Source organism: Butyrivibrio sp. MC2021 (genome assembly GCF_000621605.1).
GTDB lineage: Bacteria > Bacillota > Clostridia > Lachnospirales > Lachnospiraceae > Butyrivibrio.
In genome coordinates this window covers 1,323,193-1,340,885 of record NZ_JHXX01000001.1, presented here as the reverse complement: position 1 = coordinate 1,340,885, position 17,693 = coordinate 1,323,193, and the positions used below count along the sequence as shown (strand labels likewise).

12 protein-coding genes are annotated in these 17,693 nt (G+C 43.4%); 11 read left to right on the top strand and 1 reads right to left on the bottom strand.

Features of this window, described 5'->3' with window-relative positions; genetic code table 11:
• The first annotated feature begins 118 nt into the window (after positions 1 to 118).
• From rpoB to T359_RS0105590, 7 genes are all read left to right on the top strand, one after another.
• Positions 119 to 3,988 carry a DNA-directed RNA polymerase subunit beta gene (gene rpoB, locus T359_RS0105620; RefSeq protein ID WP_026516620.1) on the top strand — a complete coding sequence of 1,290 codons (3,870 nt, stop codon included), beginning with the start codon at positions 119 to 121 and terminating at the stop codon, positions 3,986 to 3,988.
• Positions 3,989 to 4,056: 68 nt separating this feature from the next.
• The gene (gene rpoC, locus T359_RS0105615; protein ID WP_051545026.1) at positions 4,057 to 7,788 is read left to right on the top strand and encodes a DNA-directed RNA polymerase subunit beta'; all 3,732 of its coding nucleotides are present in this window, start codon (positions 4,057 to 4,059) and stop codon (positions 7,786 to 7,788) included.
• Positions 7,789 to 7,989: 201 nt separating this feature from the next.
• Positions 7,990 to 8,412, top strand: coding sequence for a 30S ribosomal protein S12 (rpsL, locus tag T359_RS0105610; RefSeq protein WP_022770014.1), 423 nt, complete (start codon positions 7,990 to 7,992; stop codon positions 8,410 to 8,412).
• Between the two features lie 182 nt (positions 8,413 to 8,594).
• The gene (gene rpsG / locus T359_RS0105605) at positions 8,595 to 9,065 is read left to right on the top strand and encodes a 30S ribosomal protein S7 (RefSeq protein ID WP_026516618.1); all 471 of its coding nucleotides are present in this window, start codon (positions 8,595 to 8,597) and stop codon (positions 9,063 to 9,065) included.
• Between the two features lie 57 nt (positions 9,066 to 9,122).
• Positions 9,123 to 11,240, top strand: coding sequence for an elongation factor G (gene fusA / locus T359_RS0105600; RefSeq protein ID WP_026516617.1), 2,118 nt, complete (start codon positions 9,123 to 9,125; stop codon positions 11,238 to 11,240).
• Between the two features lie 137 nt (positions 11,241 to 11,377).
• Complete coding sequence (gene tuf, locus T359_RS0105595) at positions 11,378 to 12,568, top strand: elongation factor Tu (RefSeq protein WP_022778069.1); 1,191 nt, start codon at positions 11,378 to 11,380, stop codon at positions 12,566 to 12,568.
• 342 nt (positions 12,569 to 12,910) lie between these two features.
• Entirely contained in the window at positions 12,911 to 13,585 is a 675-nt protein-coding gene (locus tag T359_RS0105590; RefSeq protein ID WP_026516616.1) for a DUF3800 domain-containing protein, read from the top strand.
• A gap of 100 nt (positions 13,586 to 13,685) precedes the next feature.
• On the opposite strand, the gene T359_RS0105585 is transcribed toward T359_RS0105590, so the two are convergent.
• Positions 13,686 to 14,699, bottom strand: coding sequence for a helix-turn-helix domain-containing protein (locus tag T359_RS0105585; protein WP_026516615.1), 1,014 nt, complete (start codon positions 14,697 to 14,699; stop codon positions 13,686 to 13,688).
• Between the two features lie 195 nt (positions 14,700 to 14,894).
• Here T359_RS0105585 and T359_RS0105580 point away from each other — a divergent pair, with 195 nt between their 5' ends.
• The 4 genes from T359_RS0105580 to T359_RS0105565 all read left to right on the top strand — a co-directional run bounded on the left by T359_RS0105580 (position 14,895) and on the right by T359_RS0105565 (position 17,687).
• Positions 14,895 to 15,080 carry a DNA-binding protein gene (locus T359_RS0105580; RefSeq protein ID WP_026516614.1) on the top strand — a complete coding sequence of 62 codons (186 nt, stop codon included), beginning with the start codon at positions 14,895 to 14,897 and terminating at the stop codon, positions 15,078 to 15,080.
• Positions 15,081 to 15,090: 10 nt separating this feature from the next.
• Positions 15,091 to 16,182: a site-specific integrase gene (locus T359_RS0105575; protein WP_026516613.1), complete on the top strand. Its 1,092-nt coding sequence runs from the start codon at positions 15,091 to 15,093 to the stop codon at positions 16,180 to 16,182.
• Positions 16,183 to 16,276: 94 nt separating this feature from the next.
• Entirely contained in the window at positions 16,277 to 17,359 is a 1,083-nt protein-coding gene (locus tag T359_RS21350; protein WP_051192177.1) for a DUF6017 domain-containing protein, read from the top strand.
• Positions 17,343 to 17,687 carry a plasmid mobilization protein gene (locus T359_RS0105565; protein ID WP_026516612.1) on the top strand — a complete coding sequence of 115 codons (345 nt, stop codon included), beginning with the start codon at positions 17,343 to 17,345 and terminating at the stop codon, positions 17,685 to 17,687. The genes T359_RS21350 and T359_RS0105565 overlap by 17 nt, the downstream gene beginning before the upstream one ends.
• The last annotated feature ends 6 nt before the right edge of the window (positions 17,688 to 17,693 follow it).

The following is a 17,693-nucleotide window of genomic DNA, read 5'->3' as shown; positions in this document are numbered from 1 at the left end:
GCGCCCTTTTTTGCGCATGCCCATAAATAACTCAGATTCTTCACTGCAGATGCGGCAAATAACTAGGTTTGCGCATGGTGCGGTAGAATACAAAATATTAAGAACGGGGTGAATGTCAATGGAAAAAAACAGATTACATCCTACCGGCTCTGGTAAAAACATAAGAATGAGTTTCCAGCGCCAGAAGGAAGTCCTGGAGATGCCGAACCTGATCGAAGTTCAGAAGAACTCTTATCAGTGGTTTCTTGACGAAGGCTTGAAAGAAGTCTTTGACGATATTTCTCCAATTGAAGACTACAGTGGCAAGCTCAGTCTGGACTTTGTTGATTTCAAACTCTGCGAGGATGAGATCGACAAGAACAAGAACACGATTGAGAAATGTAAAGAAAGAGATGCTACATTTGCTGCTCCTTTGAAGGTTAAGGTTCGTCTTCATAATAAGGAGAAGGATGAGATCACTGAGCATGAAATTTTCATGGGTGATCTTCCGCTTATGACTGCTACAGGAACCTTCGTAATCAATGGTGCTGAGCGTGTTATCGTCAGCCAGTTGGTTCGTTCCCCCGGTATCTATTATGATATTACATACGATAAGATCGGTAAGGAACTCATGGCTTGTACCGTAATTCCTAACAGAGGTGCATGGCTTGAGTACGAGACAGATCCTAACGATGTATTCTATGCAAGAGTAGACAGAACAAGAAAGGTTCCTGTAACCGTTCTTATCAGAGCTCTCGGCATTGGTACTAACGAAGAGATTCTTGAACTCTTTGGTGATGAGCCCAAGATTCAGGGAAGCTTTTCCAAGGATTCTTCTACCGATTATCAGAGCGGACTTCTTGAACTTTACAGAAAGATCCGTCCCGGAGAGCCCCTTAGTGTTGAGAGTGCAGAGAGCCTTATAAACGCTATGTTCTTCGACCCCAGAAGATATGACCTTGCCAAGGTTGGTAGATATAAATTCAATAAGAAACTTCATTTCAAGAACCGTATTAATGGACATGTTCTCGCAGAGGACGTTGTTGACGAGCTTACCGGTGAGATGATCGCATCTGCCGGAACCAAGGTTGACCGCGCTCTTGCAACAGAGATCCAGGATGCGGCTATTCCTTATGTCCTTATTCAGGGTGAGGAGAGAAACATCAAGGTTCTTTCTAATATGATGGTTGACATCACACACTGGATTGAGTGTGATCCTGCTGAACTGGGCATCAATGAGAACGTTTTTTATCCTGTTCTTAAGGAAATTCTTGATGAGTATTCAGTTAAGAATGATCCTGAGGGACTTGCTGAGACAATTAAGAAGCGTGTTCATGAGCTTATTCCTAAGCACATCACAAGAGAGGATATCATTGCTTCTATTAACTACAATATCCATCTTGAGTATGGTATCGGTAACGATGACGATATCGACCACTTAGGAAACAGACGTATCCGTTGCGTCGGTGAGCTTCTTCAGAACCAGTATCGTATCGGTCTTTCAAGACTTGAGAGAGTTGTTCGTGAGAGAATGACAACCCATGATACAGAGGAGGTTTCTCCTCAGGCTCTTATCAACATTAAGCCTGTACAGGCTGCTGTTAAGGAGTTCTTCGGATCTTCACAGCTGTCACAGTTCATGGACCAGAATAACCCTCTTGGTGAGCTTACTCATAAGAGACGTCTTTCAGCCCTTGGTCCCGGTGGTCTTTCAAGAGACAGAGCCGGATTCGAGGTTCGAGACGTTCACTATACACACTATGGACGTATGTGCCCTATCGAGACTCCCGAAGGTCCTAACATCGGACTTATCAACTCTCTGGCTTCCTATGCGAGAGTTAATGACTATGGTTTCGTAGAGGCTCCTTACCGTAAGGTTGATCAGTCTGATCCTGAGAACCCAAGGGTTACAGATGAGGTTGAGTACCTTACAGCGGATGAAGAGGATAATTACCATGTAGCTCAGGCTAATACTCCTCTTGATGAGAACGGATACTTCAAGAAGAAGACTGTTTCAGGACGTTACAAGGAAGAGACATCAGCATATCCTAAGACATCTTTCGAATATATGGACGTATCTCCGAGAATGGTATTCTCAGTTGCTACTGCACTTATTCCTTTCCTTGAGAACGACGATGCTAACCGTGCGCTGATGGGATCAAACATGCAGCGTCAGGCAGTGCCGCTTCTTACAACAGAGGCTCCTGCAGTAGGAACAGGTATGGAGAGAAAAGCAGCTGTTGACTCAGGTGTCTGCGTAGTTGCAAGAAAAGCAGGTACCATCGATTTCGTTGACAGTAAGCTTATCCAGATGACATATGATGATGGTGACAAGGAAGAGTTCCATCTTATTAAGTTCCAGAGATCTAACCAGAGTAACTGCTACAATCAGAGACCTATCGTATTTAAGGGTGATCATGTAGAAGCTGGTCAGGTTATCGCAGATGGTCCTTCAACATCACAGGGAGAACTTGGTCTTGGTAAGAACCCTCTTATCGGTTTCATGACCTGGGAAGGTTACAACTACGAGGACGCTGTTCTTCTTTCAGAGAGACTTGTTCGTGATGATGTTTACACATCAGTACATATAGAAGAATACGAGGCAGAGGCTCGTGAGACCAAGCTCGGACCAGAGGAGATCACTCGTGATGTTCCCGGTGTTGGTGACGATGCCCTCAAGGATCTCGACGATCGCGGAATCATCCGTATCGGTGCAGAGGTTCGTGCCGGTGATATTCTTGTAGGTAAGGTTACTCCTAAGGGAGAGACTGAGCTTACAGCTGAGGAGAGACTCCTCAGAGCGATCTTCGGTGAGAAGGCAAGAGAGGTTCGTGATACATCTCTTAAGGTTCCTCACGGAGAGTATGGTATCGTTGTTGATGCCAAGGTATTTACAAGAGATAACGGAGATGAGCTTTCACCCGGTGTTAATCAGGCAGTTCGTATCTATATCGCCCAGAAGAGAAAGATCTCTGTAGGTGATAAGATGGCTGGTCGTCACGGTAACAAGGGTGTCGTTTCAAGAGTACTTCCTATCGAAGATATGCCTTATCTTCCTAACGGCAGACCTCTTGATATCGTGCTTAATCCTCTGGGCGTACCTTCCCGTATGAATATCGGACAGGTCCTTGAGATTCACCTTTCTCTTGCAGCCAAGGCACTTGGATTTAACATCGCTACACCTATTTTCGACGGTGCTAACGAGATAGATATTCAGGATACTCTTGAACTCGCTAATGACTATGTAAATTCTTCATGGGATGAGTTCGAGCAGAAGTATAAGGATCTTGTTGATCCTGACATTATGCAGTATCTCTACGATAACAGAGACCACAGAGAACTGTGGAAGGGTGTTCCTATCAAGTCTGACGGTAAGGTTCAGCTTCGCGACGGTAGAACAGGTCAGAAGTTCGATTCACCTACAACTATCGGACACATGCACTACCTGAAACTGCACCACCTGGTTGACGATAAGATCCACGCACGTTCAACCGGCCCTTACTCACTGGTTACACAGCAGCCTCTTGGAGGTAAGGCACAGTTCGGTGGACAGCGTTTCGGAGAAATGGAAGTTTGGGCGCTGGAAGCTTACGGTGCTGCTTATACACTTCAGGAAATCCTTACTGTTAAGTCTGATGACGTTGTAGGACGTGTTAAGACTTATGAAGCAATCATCAAGGGTGATAACATCCCTGAACCCGGTGTACCTGAGTCATTCAAGGTTCTTTTGAAAGAGCTTCAGTCCCTGGGTCTTGATATCAAGGTGCTTCGTGAGGACAACACCGAAGTAGAGATTATGGAGAGCGTTGATTATACAGATTCTGATTATCGCTTCGAGATCGAAGGAGATACATCAGGACGTGATTACAGTCAGGAGTCATTCGGAGCCAACGGTTATACCGAGCAGCACTTCGATGAGAGCGGCGAGCTTGTTGCCGATGAAGATGCATCCGATGATTTCGGTTCAGATGATTCATTTGAAGACGATTTCGGTTCAGATGAAGAGTAATTGAAGATTACTAAAAAGATTGTAACTATTAACGCACAGAAAAGAGGTTACGAATGTCTGATTCAACAATGAATAAAGCAATAAATGAAGCTTCAAGCGGAAGATCAACTCAGCAGCAGACTTATCAGCCCATGACTTTTGACTCAATCAAGATCGGCCTTGCTTCTCCTGAGAAGATCAGAAGCTGGGCTCACAGAATTGATAATGACCCTCACAGTGGAGAGGTTACTAAGCCTGAGACAATCAACTACAGAACACTTAAGCCTGAAAGAGACGGTCTGTTCTGCGAGAAGATATTTGGACCTACCAAGGACTGGGAATGTCACTGTGGTAAGTACAAGAAGATTAGATATAAAGGTGTTGTCTGCGACCGTTGCGGCGTAGAGATCACGAAATCAAGCGTACGTCGTGAAAGAATGGGATACATCGAGCTTGCAGCTCCTGTATCACATATCTGGTACTTCAAGGGAATACCTAGCAGAATGGGTCTTATTCTTGACCTTTCTCCCCGTGTTCTCGAGAAGGTACTCTATTTTGCATCATACATCGTACTTGATCCCGGAGAGACCACTCTTGAGTACAAGCAGGTTCTTTCTGAGAAAGAGTATCAGGATGCAAGAGAAGAGTGGGGCGGCAAGTTCCGCGCCGGCATGGGAGCTGAGTCCATTAAAGAGCTCCTTCATGATATCGACCTTGAAGCTGAGTACAAGGAGTTAAAAGAAGGCCTTGATACTTCCAGCGGACAGAAGAGAGCAAGAATCATCAAGAGACTCGAGGTTGTTGAGGCCTTCAGAGAGTCAGGAAACCTTCCTGAATGGATGATCATGGATTGCATTCCGGTTATTCCTCCGGATCTTCGTCCTATGGTACAGCTTGACGGTGGACGTTTTGCTACATCAGATCTTAACGATCTTTACAGAAGAATTATCAACAGAAATAACAGACTTAAGAGACTTATCGATCTCGGTGCTCCGGACATCATTGTTCGTAACGAGAAGAGAATGCTCCAGGAGGCTGTTGACGCACTTATCGATAACGGAAGAAGAGGAAGACCTGTAACAGGACCCGGTAACAGAGCACTGAAGTCACTTTCAGATATGCTTAAGGGTAAGTCAGGACGTTTCCGTCAGAACCTTCTTGGTAAGCGTGTAGATTATTCAGGACGTTCAGTTATCGTCGTTGGACCTGAACTTAAGATTTATCAGTGCGGACTTCCTAAGGAAATGGCTATCGAGCTGTTCAAGCCTTTCGTTATGAAAGAGCTCGTTTCCAGAGGAATCTCACAGAACATAAAGAATGCCAAGAAGCTTGTTGAGAGACTTGACGAGCAGGTTTGGGACGTTCTTGAAGATGTAATCAAGGAGCATCCTGTTATGCTTAACCGTGCTCCCACACTTCACAGACTTGGTATTCAGGCTTTCGAGCCCATCCTTGTAGAAGGTAAGGCTATCAAGCTTCACCCTCTTGTATGTACACCTTTCAACGCCGACTTCGACGGTGACCAGATGGCTGTACACCTTCCTCTGTCAGTAGAGGCTCAGGCTGAGTGCAGATTCCTTATGCTTGCACCTAACAACCTGCTTAAGCCTTCAGACGGTGGCCCTGTAAACGTTCCTACACAGGATATGGTACTTGGTATCTACTATCTTACACAGGAAAGACCGGGCGCCCTTGGAGAGGGTAAGTTCTTTAAGAGTGTTGACGAAGCTATTCTTGCTTATGAGAACGGCTACCTCACACTTCAGACAAGAATTAAGATCAGAATGGACAGAACAACTCCTGCAGGAGAGACTGTTACAGGTATTGTAGAGTCTACTCTCGGAAGATTCCTCTTTAACGAGATCATTCCTCAGGATCTTGGTTTTGTAGACAGAAACGACCCTGAAAACTACTTCAAGCTTGAAGTTGATTTCATGGTAGGTAAGAAGCAGCTGAAGAATATCGTAACCGCTATGATCAACACTCACGGAACATTTGCTACAGCAGAGGTTCTTGATAAGATCAAGTCAACCGGTTATCACTATTCAACCCGTGCTGCCATGACCGTTTCAATCGCTGATATGACCGTGCCTAAGCAGAAGCAGGAAATGCTTGATGAAGCACAGGCTACAGTTGATAAGATCGCTATGAACTTCCGTCGTGGTCTCATTACTGACGAAGAGCGTTATCGTGCAGTAGTAGACACCTGGATGGAAACCGATAAACTCCTTACAGATGAGCTTCTTAAGGGACTTGATAAGTACAACAACATCTACATGATGGCTGACTCCGGTGCCCGTGGTAGTAACCAGCAGATCAAGCAGCTGGCCGGTATGCGTGGACTTATGGCAGATACAACCGGACGTACCATCGAGCTTCCTATCAAGTCAAACTTCCGTGAAGGTCTGGACGTTCTGGAATACTTCATGTCAGCTCACGGAGCTCGTAAGGGTCTGTCAGATACAGCTCTTCGTACTGCCGACTCAGGATACCTTACACGTCGAATGGTAGACGTATCACAGGAACTTATCATCCGTGATCTCGACTGCTGTGCAGACAAGGAAGTTATCCCCGGAATGACCGTTAAGGCATTCATGGACGGCAAGGAAACAATCGAGCCATTAAAGGACAGAATAACAGGAAGATATTCCTGCGAGACTATTAAGGATAAAGATGGAAACGTGATCGTTAAGAAGAATCACATGATCACACCATCCCGTGCCGCTAAGATCCTTTCAGTTGGTGTCAACTCTAAGGGACAGCCTGTTGAGGCAGTTAAGATCCGTACAATACTTACATGCCGTTCACACAACGGAATCTGTGCTAAGTGCTACGGTGCTAACATGGCAACTGGTGAGGCTGTTCAGGTCGGCGAGGCAGTTGGTATCATCGCTGCTCAGTCAATCGGTGAGCCCGGTACACAGCTTACAATGAGAACTTTCCATACCGGTGGTGTTGCCGGTGGCGATATCACACAGGGTCTTCCCCGTGTAGAGGAGCTTTTCGAGGCAAGAAAGCCTAAGGGACTTGCCATCATCTCTGAGCTTGATGGAAAGGTTGAGATCAGAGATACAAAGAAGAAGCGTGAGGTTATCGTTACTAACGATGAAACCGGTGAATCAAAGGCTTATCTGATTCCTTACGGATCACGTATCAAGGTTCAGGACGGCGTTACAATCGAAGCCGGTGATGAACTTACAGAAGGTTCCGTTAACCCTCATGATCTTCTTAAGATCAAGGGAATCAGGGCGGTTCAGGACTATCTCCTCAGAGAGGTTCAGAGAGTTTACCGCTTGCAGGGTGTTGATATCTGCGACAAGCACATCGAGGTTATTGTTCGTCAGATGCTTAAGAAAGTAAGAATCGACGAGAGCGGAGATACAGATTTCCTTCCCGGAACTCTTGTAGATGTTCTCGACTTCGAGGATAGCAACGAGGAACTTATTTCAGACGGCAAGAAGCCCGCTGAAGGTAAGCAGGTAATCCTTGGTATCACCAAGGCAGCTCTTGCAACCAACTCATTCCTGTCAGCTGCTTCCTTCCAGGAGACAACCAAGGTTCTTACAGATGCAGCTATCAAGGGTAAGGTTGATCCACTTATCGGTCTTAAGGAAAACGTTATTATCGGTAAGCTGATTCCTGCAGGAACAGGTATGAAGAGATACAGAAACACAGCTCTTAATACCGATGCGAACTTCAAGGATCCTGAGAAGCTCATTCTTAAGAAGAGAAGAAGAGACTATGATGATGAGTTCATCACTGAGGACGATGACATCGATCTTGTTGATGACGAAGTAGTAGTTTCTGATGATGAAGATTAATTCTTCTGTAGTTTTGGGGACTTGTTAATTAAAAATTTAGTTGACAACCAAAATAATAGTATTTATAATTCATAATTGCGTGTGCAGGCAAAGGGGTGAAATTCTGCCCCTTTGTTTATGCATAGATGTTTGTGCCTTGATTTTAAGGTGCAAGTGAGCAATTTATGCTCAAGTTTTTTATCAAAATAGGAGGTAAGAAGAATGCCAACATTTAACCAGTTAGTTAGAAAGGGTCGTCAGACATCTGTTAAGAAGTCTACAGCACCTGCTCTTCAGAAGGGATTCAACTCTCTTCACAAGAAGGCAACTGCTACAGCTTCTCCTCAGAAGCGTGGTGTCTGCACAGCTGTTAAGACAGCTACACCTAAGAAGCCTAACTCTGCTCTGAGAAAAATCGCCAGAGTGCGTCTTTCTAACGGTATTGAGGTAACAAGCTACATTCCTGGTGAGGGACACAACCTTCAGGAGCACAGCGTTGTTCTCATCCGTGGTGGAAGAGTTAAGGATCTGCCTGGTACAAGATACCACATCATCAGAGGTACTCTTGATACTGCAGGCGTAGCCGACAGAAAACAGGCTCGTTCTAAGTATGGCGCTAAGAGACCTAAGGCAGCCAAGAAGTAATTATTCAATAATTACTAACAGTTAATTAACATGCTAATTTTATAAGTGTTGGGATTCTGTTCTATTCTATAGATATAGTAATTAGTTAGAAAACCGCACGTACACTAAATTAGTGAGTACCGATGATTGTAGTAAGCAGTGATTTTATTACTATCATTGCAATTCTAAAGGAGGGAAGAACCGTGCCGCGTAAAGGACATATTGTAAAACGTGACGTATTAGCGGATCCTTTATACGATAACAAGGTTGTAACCAAGCTTGTTAACACCGTTATGCTTGATGGCAAGAAGGGTGTAGCTCAGAAGATCGTATACGGAGCATTCGCACAGGTAGAGGAGAAGGCTGGTAAGCCTGCTCTTGAAATATTCGAGGGAGCTATGAACAACATCATGCCCGCTCTCGAAGTAAAAGCTAGACGTATTGGTGGTGCTACTTACCAGGTTCCTATCGAGGTTAGACCTGATAGACGTCAGGCTCTTGCACTTCGTTGGCTTGTAAACTTTTCACGTGCAAGAGGCGAGAAGACTATGGTTGACAGACTCGCTTCAGAGATTATGGATGCATACAACAACACTGGTGCAGCTGTAAAGAGAAAAGAAGACATGCACAAGATGGCAGAAGCAAACAAGGCATTCTCACACTACAGATTCTAATCTGTTATTGGGAATTATCAGGTTAAGCTTCATTTAAATATTTAGGAGGAAGAACCTTTGGCTGAGAGACAATACCCATTGGAGAGAACCAGAAACATTGGTATCATGGCTCATATCGATGCAGGAAAGACTACTCTTACTGAGCGTATTCTTTACTATACCGGTGTTAACTATAAGATTGGTGAGACCTACGAAGGAACTGCTACCATGGACTACATGGCTCAGGAGCAGGAGAGAGGTATCACAATCACATCCGCAGCTACAACTTGCCACTGGACACTTCAGGAAAACGGAAAGACAAAGCCCGGCGCTTTAGAGCACCGTATCAACATCATTGATACACCCGGTCACGTTGACTTTACCGTTGAGGTTGAGCGTTCACTTCGTGTACTTGATGGCGCCGTAGGCGTATTCAGTGCGAAGGAAGGCGTTGAGCCTCAGTCTGAGAACGTTTGGCGTCAGGCTGACGGATTTAATGTTCCTCGTATGGCATTCATCAACAAGATGGATATCATTGGAGCAAACTATTTCGGAGCTGTTGAGCAGATCCGTAATAGACTTAAGAAAAATGCTATTATGATCGAGATTCCTATCGGAGCTGAGGATCAGTTCATGGGAGTTATTGATCTTTTCGAGATGCAGGCTTACATCTATAACGGTGATAAGGGCGAGGATGTTCAGATTGGTGAGATCCCTGCTGACCTCAAGGATGACGCTGAGCTTTATCACTCAGAGCTCGTTGAGAAGATCTGCGATCTTGATGAGGACCTTATGATGCAGTACCTTGAGGGTGAAGAGCCTTCAGTTGCTGACCTTAAGGCAGCTCTTCGTAAGGCTACATGTGAGTGTAAGGCATTCCCTGTTTGCTGTGGTTCAGCCCACAAGAACAGAGGTATCCAGAAGCTCATCGATGCTGTTATCGAATTCATGCCTTCACCTCTTGATATCCCTGCTTGTAAGGGAACAGATATGGATGGCAACGAGATTGAGGTTGAGTCAACAGATGATGGCCCATTCGCAGCTCTCGCATTCAAGATTGTCAGCGATCCTTTCGTAGGAAAGCTTGCATTCTTCCGTGTATATCGTGGTACAGCAAATTCAGGTTCTTATGTACTCAACAGTACAAAGGACAACAAGGAACGTCTTGGACGTATCCTTCAGATGCACGCTAACAAGCGTTCAGACCTTGAGAAGGTTTATTCAGGTGATATCGCTGCAGCTGTTGGTCTTAAGAACACAGTTACAGGTGATACACTCTGTGATGAGAAGAACCCTGTAATCCTTGAGTCTATGGAGTTCCCTGATCCCGTTATCGAGCTTGCTATCGAGCCTAAGACTAAGGCTGGTCAGCAGAAGCTTGATGAGGCTCTTATGAAGCTCGCTGAAGAGGATCCTACCTTCAGAGCTCATACAAACCCTGAGACAGGTCAGACCATCATCGCTGGTATGGGTGAGCTTCACCTTGATATCATCGTTGACAGACTTCTTAGAGAGTACAAGGTTGAGGCTAACGTTGGTGCTCCTCAGGTTGCTTACAGAGAAGCTATCACAAAGGCCGTAGACGTTGAGTCAAAGTATGCTAAGCAGTCCGGTGGACGTGGTCAGTACGGTCACTGTAAGGTTCGTTTCGAGCCCATGGATGCTAACGGAGATAATCTTTACCAGTTCGATAGCGAAGTTGTCGGCGGTGCTATTCCTAAGGAATTCATCCAGCCTATCAGCGAAGGTATCGAGGAGGCTATGAAGGCCGGTACTCTTGGTGGATATCCTGTTGTTGGTGTTCACGCTACAGTTTATGATGGATCATACCACGAGGTTGACTCATCAGAAATGGCATTCCACATCGCTGGATCTATGGCATTCAAGGATGCTATGCAGAAGGGTGCACCTGTTCTTCTTGAGCCTATCATGAAGGTTGAGGTTACTATGCCTGAAGAGTACATGGGAGACGTTATCGGTGACGTTAACTCTCGTCGTGGACAGGTTGAAGGTATGGATGATCTCGGCGGTGGTAAGATCGTTAGAGCACATGTGCCTCTTGCAGAGATGTTCGGATATGCAACAGACCTTCGTTCCAGAACACAGGGACGTGGTAACTACTCAATGTTCTTCGAGAAGTATGCTCCTGTTCCGAAGAATGTTCAGGAAAAAGTCCTTTCTAACAAGGGCAACTGATAAAAAAATGAATGTATGCCGCTTAAATCAAGCAAAAAGCTTGATTTAGTGGCAAACATTTAATATAATCGATATAGTCGGTTAAATTATGTATGAAAATGTTTAAGTAACATTTCACTTAAGGAGGATATTTAGAAATGGCAAAAGCTAAGTTTGACAGAACCAAACCGCACGTTAACATTGGTACAATCGGACACGTTGACCATGGTAAGACAACTCTTACAGCTGCTATCACAGCAGTACTTGCTGACAGAGGATTCAGCCCTGCAGTAGCATTCGATCAGATCGATAAGGCTCCTGAAGAGAAGGAAAGAGGAATCACAATCAACTCTGCTCACATCGAGTACGAGACAGAGCACAGACACTATGCTCACGTTGACTGCCCTGGCCACGCTGACTATGTAAAGAACATGATCACTGGTGCAGCTCAGATGGATGGATCAATCCTTGTAGTTGCTGCTACTGATGGTGTTATGGCTCAGACCAAGGAGCACGTTCTTCTTGCTCGTCAGGTAGGTGTTCCTTACATCATCGTATTCATGAACAAGTGCGATATGGTTGATGATCCTGAGCTTCTTGACCTCGTTGAGATGGAGATCAGAGACCTTCTTACAGAGTATGAGTTCCCTGGAGATGACACACCTATCATCCGTGGTTCAGCTCTTAAGGCTCTTGAGGATCCTAAGAGCGAGTGGGGTGAGAAGATCATCGAGCTCATGAACACAGTTGATGAGTATATCCCTGAACCTACTCGTGAGACAGATAAGCCTTTCCTTATGCCTGTTGAGGACGTATTCACAATCACAGGACGTGGAACAGTTGCTACTGGTAGAGTAGAGAGAGGTCACCTTAACCTCAACGACGAAATCGAAATCGTTGGAATCAAGGAAGAGACATCTAAGTCAGTATGTACTGGTATCGAGATGTTCAGAAAGACTATGGATTACTGCGAGGCTGGTGACAACGTTGGTCTTCTTCTTCGTGGTGTTGACCGTGATGGAATCCAGAGAGGTCAGGTTATCACAAAGCCCGGCACAGTAACTTGCCACAAGAAGTTCACTGCTGAGGTTTACGTTCTTACTAAGGACGAGGGTGGCCGTCATACACCTTTCTTCACAAACTACAGACCTCAGTTCTATTTCAGAACAACTGACGTTACAGGTGTCTGCAACCTCCCTGATGGTGTTGAGATGTGCATGCCTGGTGACCACGTAACAATGTCTATCGAGCTTATCCACCCTATCGCTATGGAGCAGGGTCTTAAGTTCGCTATCCGTGAGGGTGGACGTACAGTTGGATCAGGTAAGGTTGCTACAATCGTAGAGTAATCTTAACAAACCTAGATTTTATGCAGCTTCCAGAGTTTCTCTGGAAGCTGTTTTTTTGTATACAATCTAGCCGAAAATGACCTTTGGCTCTAATTTGGCTCTAAAAATTTTGAGTTTTTTCTAAAAGGCAGTATTTATGCGCCTTTGTAAAGGGTGTTTCCGGTGCCAAAATTCAGCCATGAAAATAGTATAAATTTATTATTCTTGTACTTGTTTTTCAATACGGATAATGGTAATATTCTCTTAAGAAGAGAGCGAAAGCTTTCTGGGCTGGTCGAAAGACCCGGGTCCACCTATTGGCGGGTAAGACACCCGCTTTTTTCATGCAATAAATGGAGGGGTATGAAGGAATTAAGTATATTTGTAGACGAATCTGGAGATTTTGGTGAATATGATCCCCATTCTCCGTTTTATATAATATCAATGGTAATGCATGATCAAGCAGTTGATATCACTGAGGATCTGGCTAAACTTGAAACGCAGATGCAGTATTTGGGATTGCCGCATCATTGTGTGCATGCAGGACCAATAATTAGATCTGAGCATGAGTATAAGGAATATACTGTAGAGAATAAAAGGAAAATTCTAAGGAATATGATGACTTTCACTAGAAAAGTTGATGTGAAGGTAAAATCTATCTATATAGAAAAGAAAAATATGGATGATTCGGTTGAGGCTGTTGGAAAACTGAGTAAGCTTCTTGCTGCGTTTATAAGGTCCAATATGGATTTTTTCATCGGGTATGATTGTGTGAAAATATACTACGATAATGGTCAGGTAGAAGTGAGTAGAATTCTGTCATCTGTATTTAATGTTCTTTTGGACAATGTTGAATTTAGAAGAGTTCTTCCTTCTGAGTATAGGCTGTTCCAGGTTGCTGATCTTATTTGTACTATAAAACTGGCGGAGCTGAAGCTTGAAAAACATATTCTTTCTAAATCTGAGAAATACTTTTTTGAAGATGTCAGGACATTAAAAAAGAATTATCTCAAGCCTATTAGTCAGAAAGAAATGTAGCGATTGTAACTGATTTCTATAAAAAAGACACTCCGAAAGGAGCGCCATTAGCTAGACCGAGTGCTCAGTTTTGAGCACTCGATTTTTCGTTTTTGACTCCTCAATTTTGAGGAGCAGACTTTTTTGGTTCAACTTTTTTCTTTTTGCTTTTTCTCTGTTCTTTTAGATATTCTTCATAGCGCTGCCGTGTTTCTACAGCACAAGCCTCTCTTATCTCTTTTGGGTAATCAGGATGGTCCTCTTTATACTTTTCTATAGCATCTATTATTTTCTGTGCATAGGCCCATTTTTCATCTTCGGAACCATCATGGGGATATTCGCCCACATCGATGGCATGTAATTCAATCCATGCGTCCTCATAGTGATGGATATAATTATTTTTCTCTGCCTCTGGAATATCCAATTGATCAATTAGGTCATAATAGTCACCACCAGCTTCGAACACTTTTTGATAGGCTGCATCTAATTCTTCACGTGTTTTTGGTGCATTCATGTACTGCTTCCAAGAATGCCCTAATAGCATCAATTCAAGTTGAGTATTGAGAGCTAATTCTGTCAGACGATTTGCATAGTCTTCCCTAGTCTCACTTTTTGATTTCCAATATTTTTTACTAAGTGCTTCTCTTGCCTTTTCGAGATGTTGAAAAGACATGAGAAGAAATGCAGCTCTGTTGTTTGGGTTCGAGTATAGTGGATCCAGAGTTATCTGTATATCTTCAATAGGTATCTCCTCTCCATTTCGTCTTACCTTTATGTACTTAGAAAGTAAAGGATTGACTGAGAACCATGTACCATATGGGGACTTATCCTTGCCGTCACTATCTTTAGAGGGTCCTTCTAAATTTAATGTGCCGTTATCTAATAAAAGCAGTAACTGCTGATAAAAATCGCCCTCAAAGGAGTAATCGGTATACTGTTTTGGTAAACCCTCGAAGATATACTTTGGAAGCCTTAGTGCTTCACTCATCTTCTCAATCACATCATTTCCGGGAACCATTTTATTTGTCTCATATTTCCTTATAGAAACCGGATGGATTCCGGTGATCTTGGCAAATTCGTTGGATGTTATTCCAAAGATTTCCCTTATTTTTTTAATTCTGTCAGCTATTGTCATAAAGTCTGTATCCTCCCATGAATACTGAACTTGAAATCAATTTGATAAGCAAATTATAACACTAATGTAGCTGACAAACTACAAAAATTTAAAATACCTATTGACTGTAGCGAGTGCGCTACATATAATGACAATATAAAGAATGTAGCGAGTGAGCTACAAACCAAAAATAAATCATAAAGGAGGACAAACACTATGAGAGAAGGCAAGATTTATCTAACAGCAAAGGAGGTAGCAGAGATACTTGGAGTGTCTGTAGGACATTCATACAAACTTGTTCAGAAGATGAATAAGGAGCTTGCATCAAAAGGGTATCTTGTGATTGCAGGAAAGATTCCTGTCAGGTACTTCGAAGAAAGATATTACGGATTCACAGCTTAAGGGGGACAACATGCCGGTATATAAGGAGAACGATTCTAATACCTGGCGAAGTCAGTTCTACTATACTGATTGGACCGGGAAGAAACACAAGAAGAACAAGAGAGGCTTCAAAACGAAAAGAGAAGCACAGCAGTATGAGGCTGAGTTCGTAAAACAAGCCAGAGCTGATATGGATATGATGCTTTCATCTTTTGTAGAAGTATATCTCAAAGACAAGGAAGTAGAGCTTAAGCAGAGGACTCTCAGGAATAAGAGATACATGTTTGAAACTCACGTAATTCCTTACCTGGGTAACAAGAAGATGAATGAGATCACTGCCTCAGATATTTTAGCGTGGCAGAAAGCAGTTAAGGACAGTAAAGACTATTCAGACGCATATCTGAGGATGCTTCAGAATCAGGTCACGGCTCTTTTCATCCATGCACAGAGGATATATTACCTCAAGGATAATCCTTGTAAGCGAGTTAAGAAGATGGGACGCTCGGATAACAGAAGCCTTAACTTTTGGACCTTAGAAGAGTACAGGAAGTTTATCGATACGTTTGATAAGGGAAGTATGCACTATCTGATGTTTGAGCTTCTTTTCTGGACTGGGATGCGTGAAGGTGAGCTGCTTGCACTTACGAAAAATGATATCGATGTAGGGCAGATGACTCTTCGAATCAACAAGACCTATTTCAGATTGCATGGTGAGGACGTTATTACTACTCCCAAAACGGATTCATCCATCAGGACCATTGATCTTCCGAAGTTCCTGGTTGATGAGGTTCAAGATTATTGGAGCAAACTGTATAAGCATCCAACAGATGCAAGGTTGTTTCCGGTAGTTGCGGAAGCTTTGCAGCATATAATGGCAAGGCATATCAAAAAGGCTGAGGTAAAGAAAATCAGAGTACACGATCTTAGGCATTCACATTGTGCCTATCTTATCAATCAGGGAGTACAGCCGCTTATCATCAAGGAGAGACTTGGACATAAGGATATAAAGGTTACGCTCAATACTTATGGACACCTTTATCCAAGTGAGCAGAAGAGGGTAGCAAATCTTTTGAATGACCTAAATAGAAATGCCCCGGCCAGGGACCAGGGCACAATCGAGTAGAAAAGCCGGAGCTTATCTATACTCAATCTCGCAAATTTAGTATAGCAAAGCTCCCTGCTTTTTAACAGAGTTTTTGTTGAAGGGGGAATGATACTTGGAACTTGCATTATCTACTGGTAATACGATAGTAGATCAGATTTCAGAAATGAATTTTACCGGAAATATTATTCCGGCAGAATGGTTTAAGACACTTAGAGGTCCTAACGGAAAGCCAATGCTTCTGGCGATAGATATCCTCAGTGACATTCTGTATTGGTACCGTCCTACTGAGATCAGGGACGAGAGGACCGGAGCCTTAGTGGGGTATAAAAAGAAGTTTAAGAAGGACTTCCTTCAAAGGAGTTACAGGCAGATTGAGGACCAGTTTGGTGTATCAAAGAAGCAGGCAAGGTTGGCGCTGGACTTTCTATGTAGAAAGGGTGTAATTAAGAAGCATTTGGTTGATGAAACAACCAAAGATGGAATGAAATTACACAACAATATGTATCTTGAGCTTGTGCCGGAAAAATTAAAGGAGATCACTTATATCCATAGATCTTCTGAGGGTGTGTCTTTGAAGGAACCACCGTGTGTCTTTGATGATAATACGGTGGTTTCAGTTAGGGCAGAGGGTAATTACCTTCAGGGTACTACAAGTACAGAGATTACTACAGAGATTACTACTAAAGAGTACAACAATCCAATCAATCTAAAGACAGATGGTAGTTTCTATGTTCATGGGCCTTCCGGATGTAGAGGAAAGCCTGTAAAGCAGATTGATGAGATAGATGAGATAGCTGCCTATAGAGAAGTTATCAAGGAGAACATTGATTTTGAGAATCTCATGGCCAGGCAAAGTAGTGAAGCTGAACAAAAGCGCATTGATGAAATCTATGAGATCATCTGCGATGTTGTTTGTTCCAAGAAGGACACTATCAGAGTCGGTGGGGAAGATAAACCGCTTGAGGTTGTGAAGTCTGTCTTTTTGAAACTTACAAGTGAGCATATCGAGTATGTAACCGAGTGCCTCGATAAAACTTACACAGATATCGGCAATATCAGATCATACCTTATCACTGCTTTGTATAGGTCCATACAGACCGCAGAGAATTACAACAATCAGAAGGTTAATCATGGTATGCATGAATATGCTACAAGAGATCATGAGTTAGGAGGGGCAAATGGGGAAGATGATTGATGAGAGGGACTGCATATTGCAGTTCCGTGTTTCGCAAAAGGAAAAGGAACTTATACAACAGAGAATGGAGGATGCCGGTGTTAGAAACAGGAGTGCGTTTCTAAGGAAGTTGATTATGCAGGGATATATTATCTGTCTTGATCTGTCAGATACAAAAGAGATAGTCAGACTTATGAGGATCTGCAGTAATAATCTCAATCAATATGCCAAAAAGGCAAACGAGACCGGCAGCATTTTCATTAAGGACATAAAGGAGTTAAAGGACCAGCAGGAGCTAATATGGAGTTCTATTAAAGAGCTACTCAGAAGTCTAGCAAAGATAGCATAGGGGGAA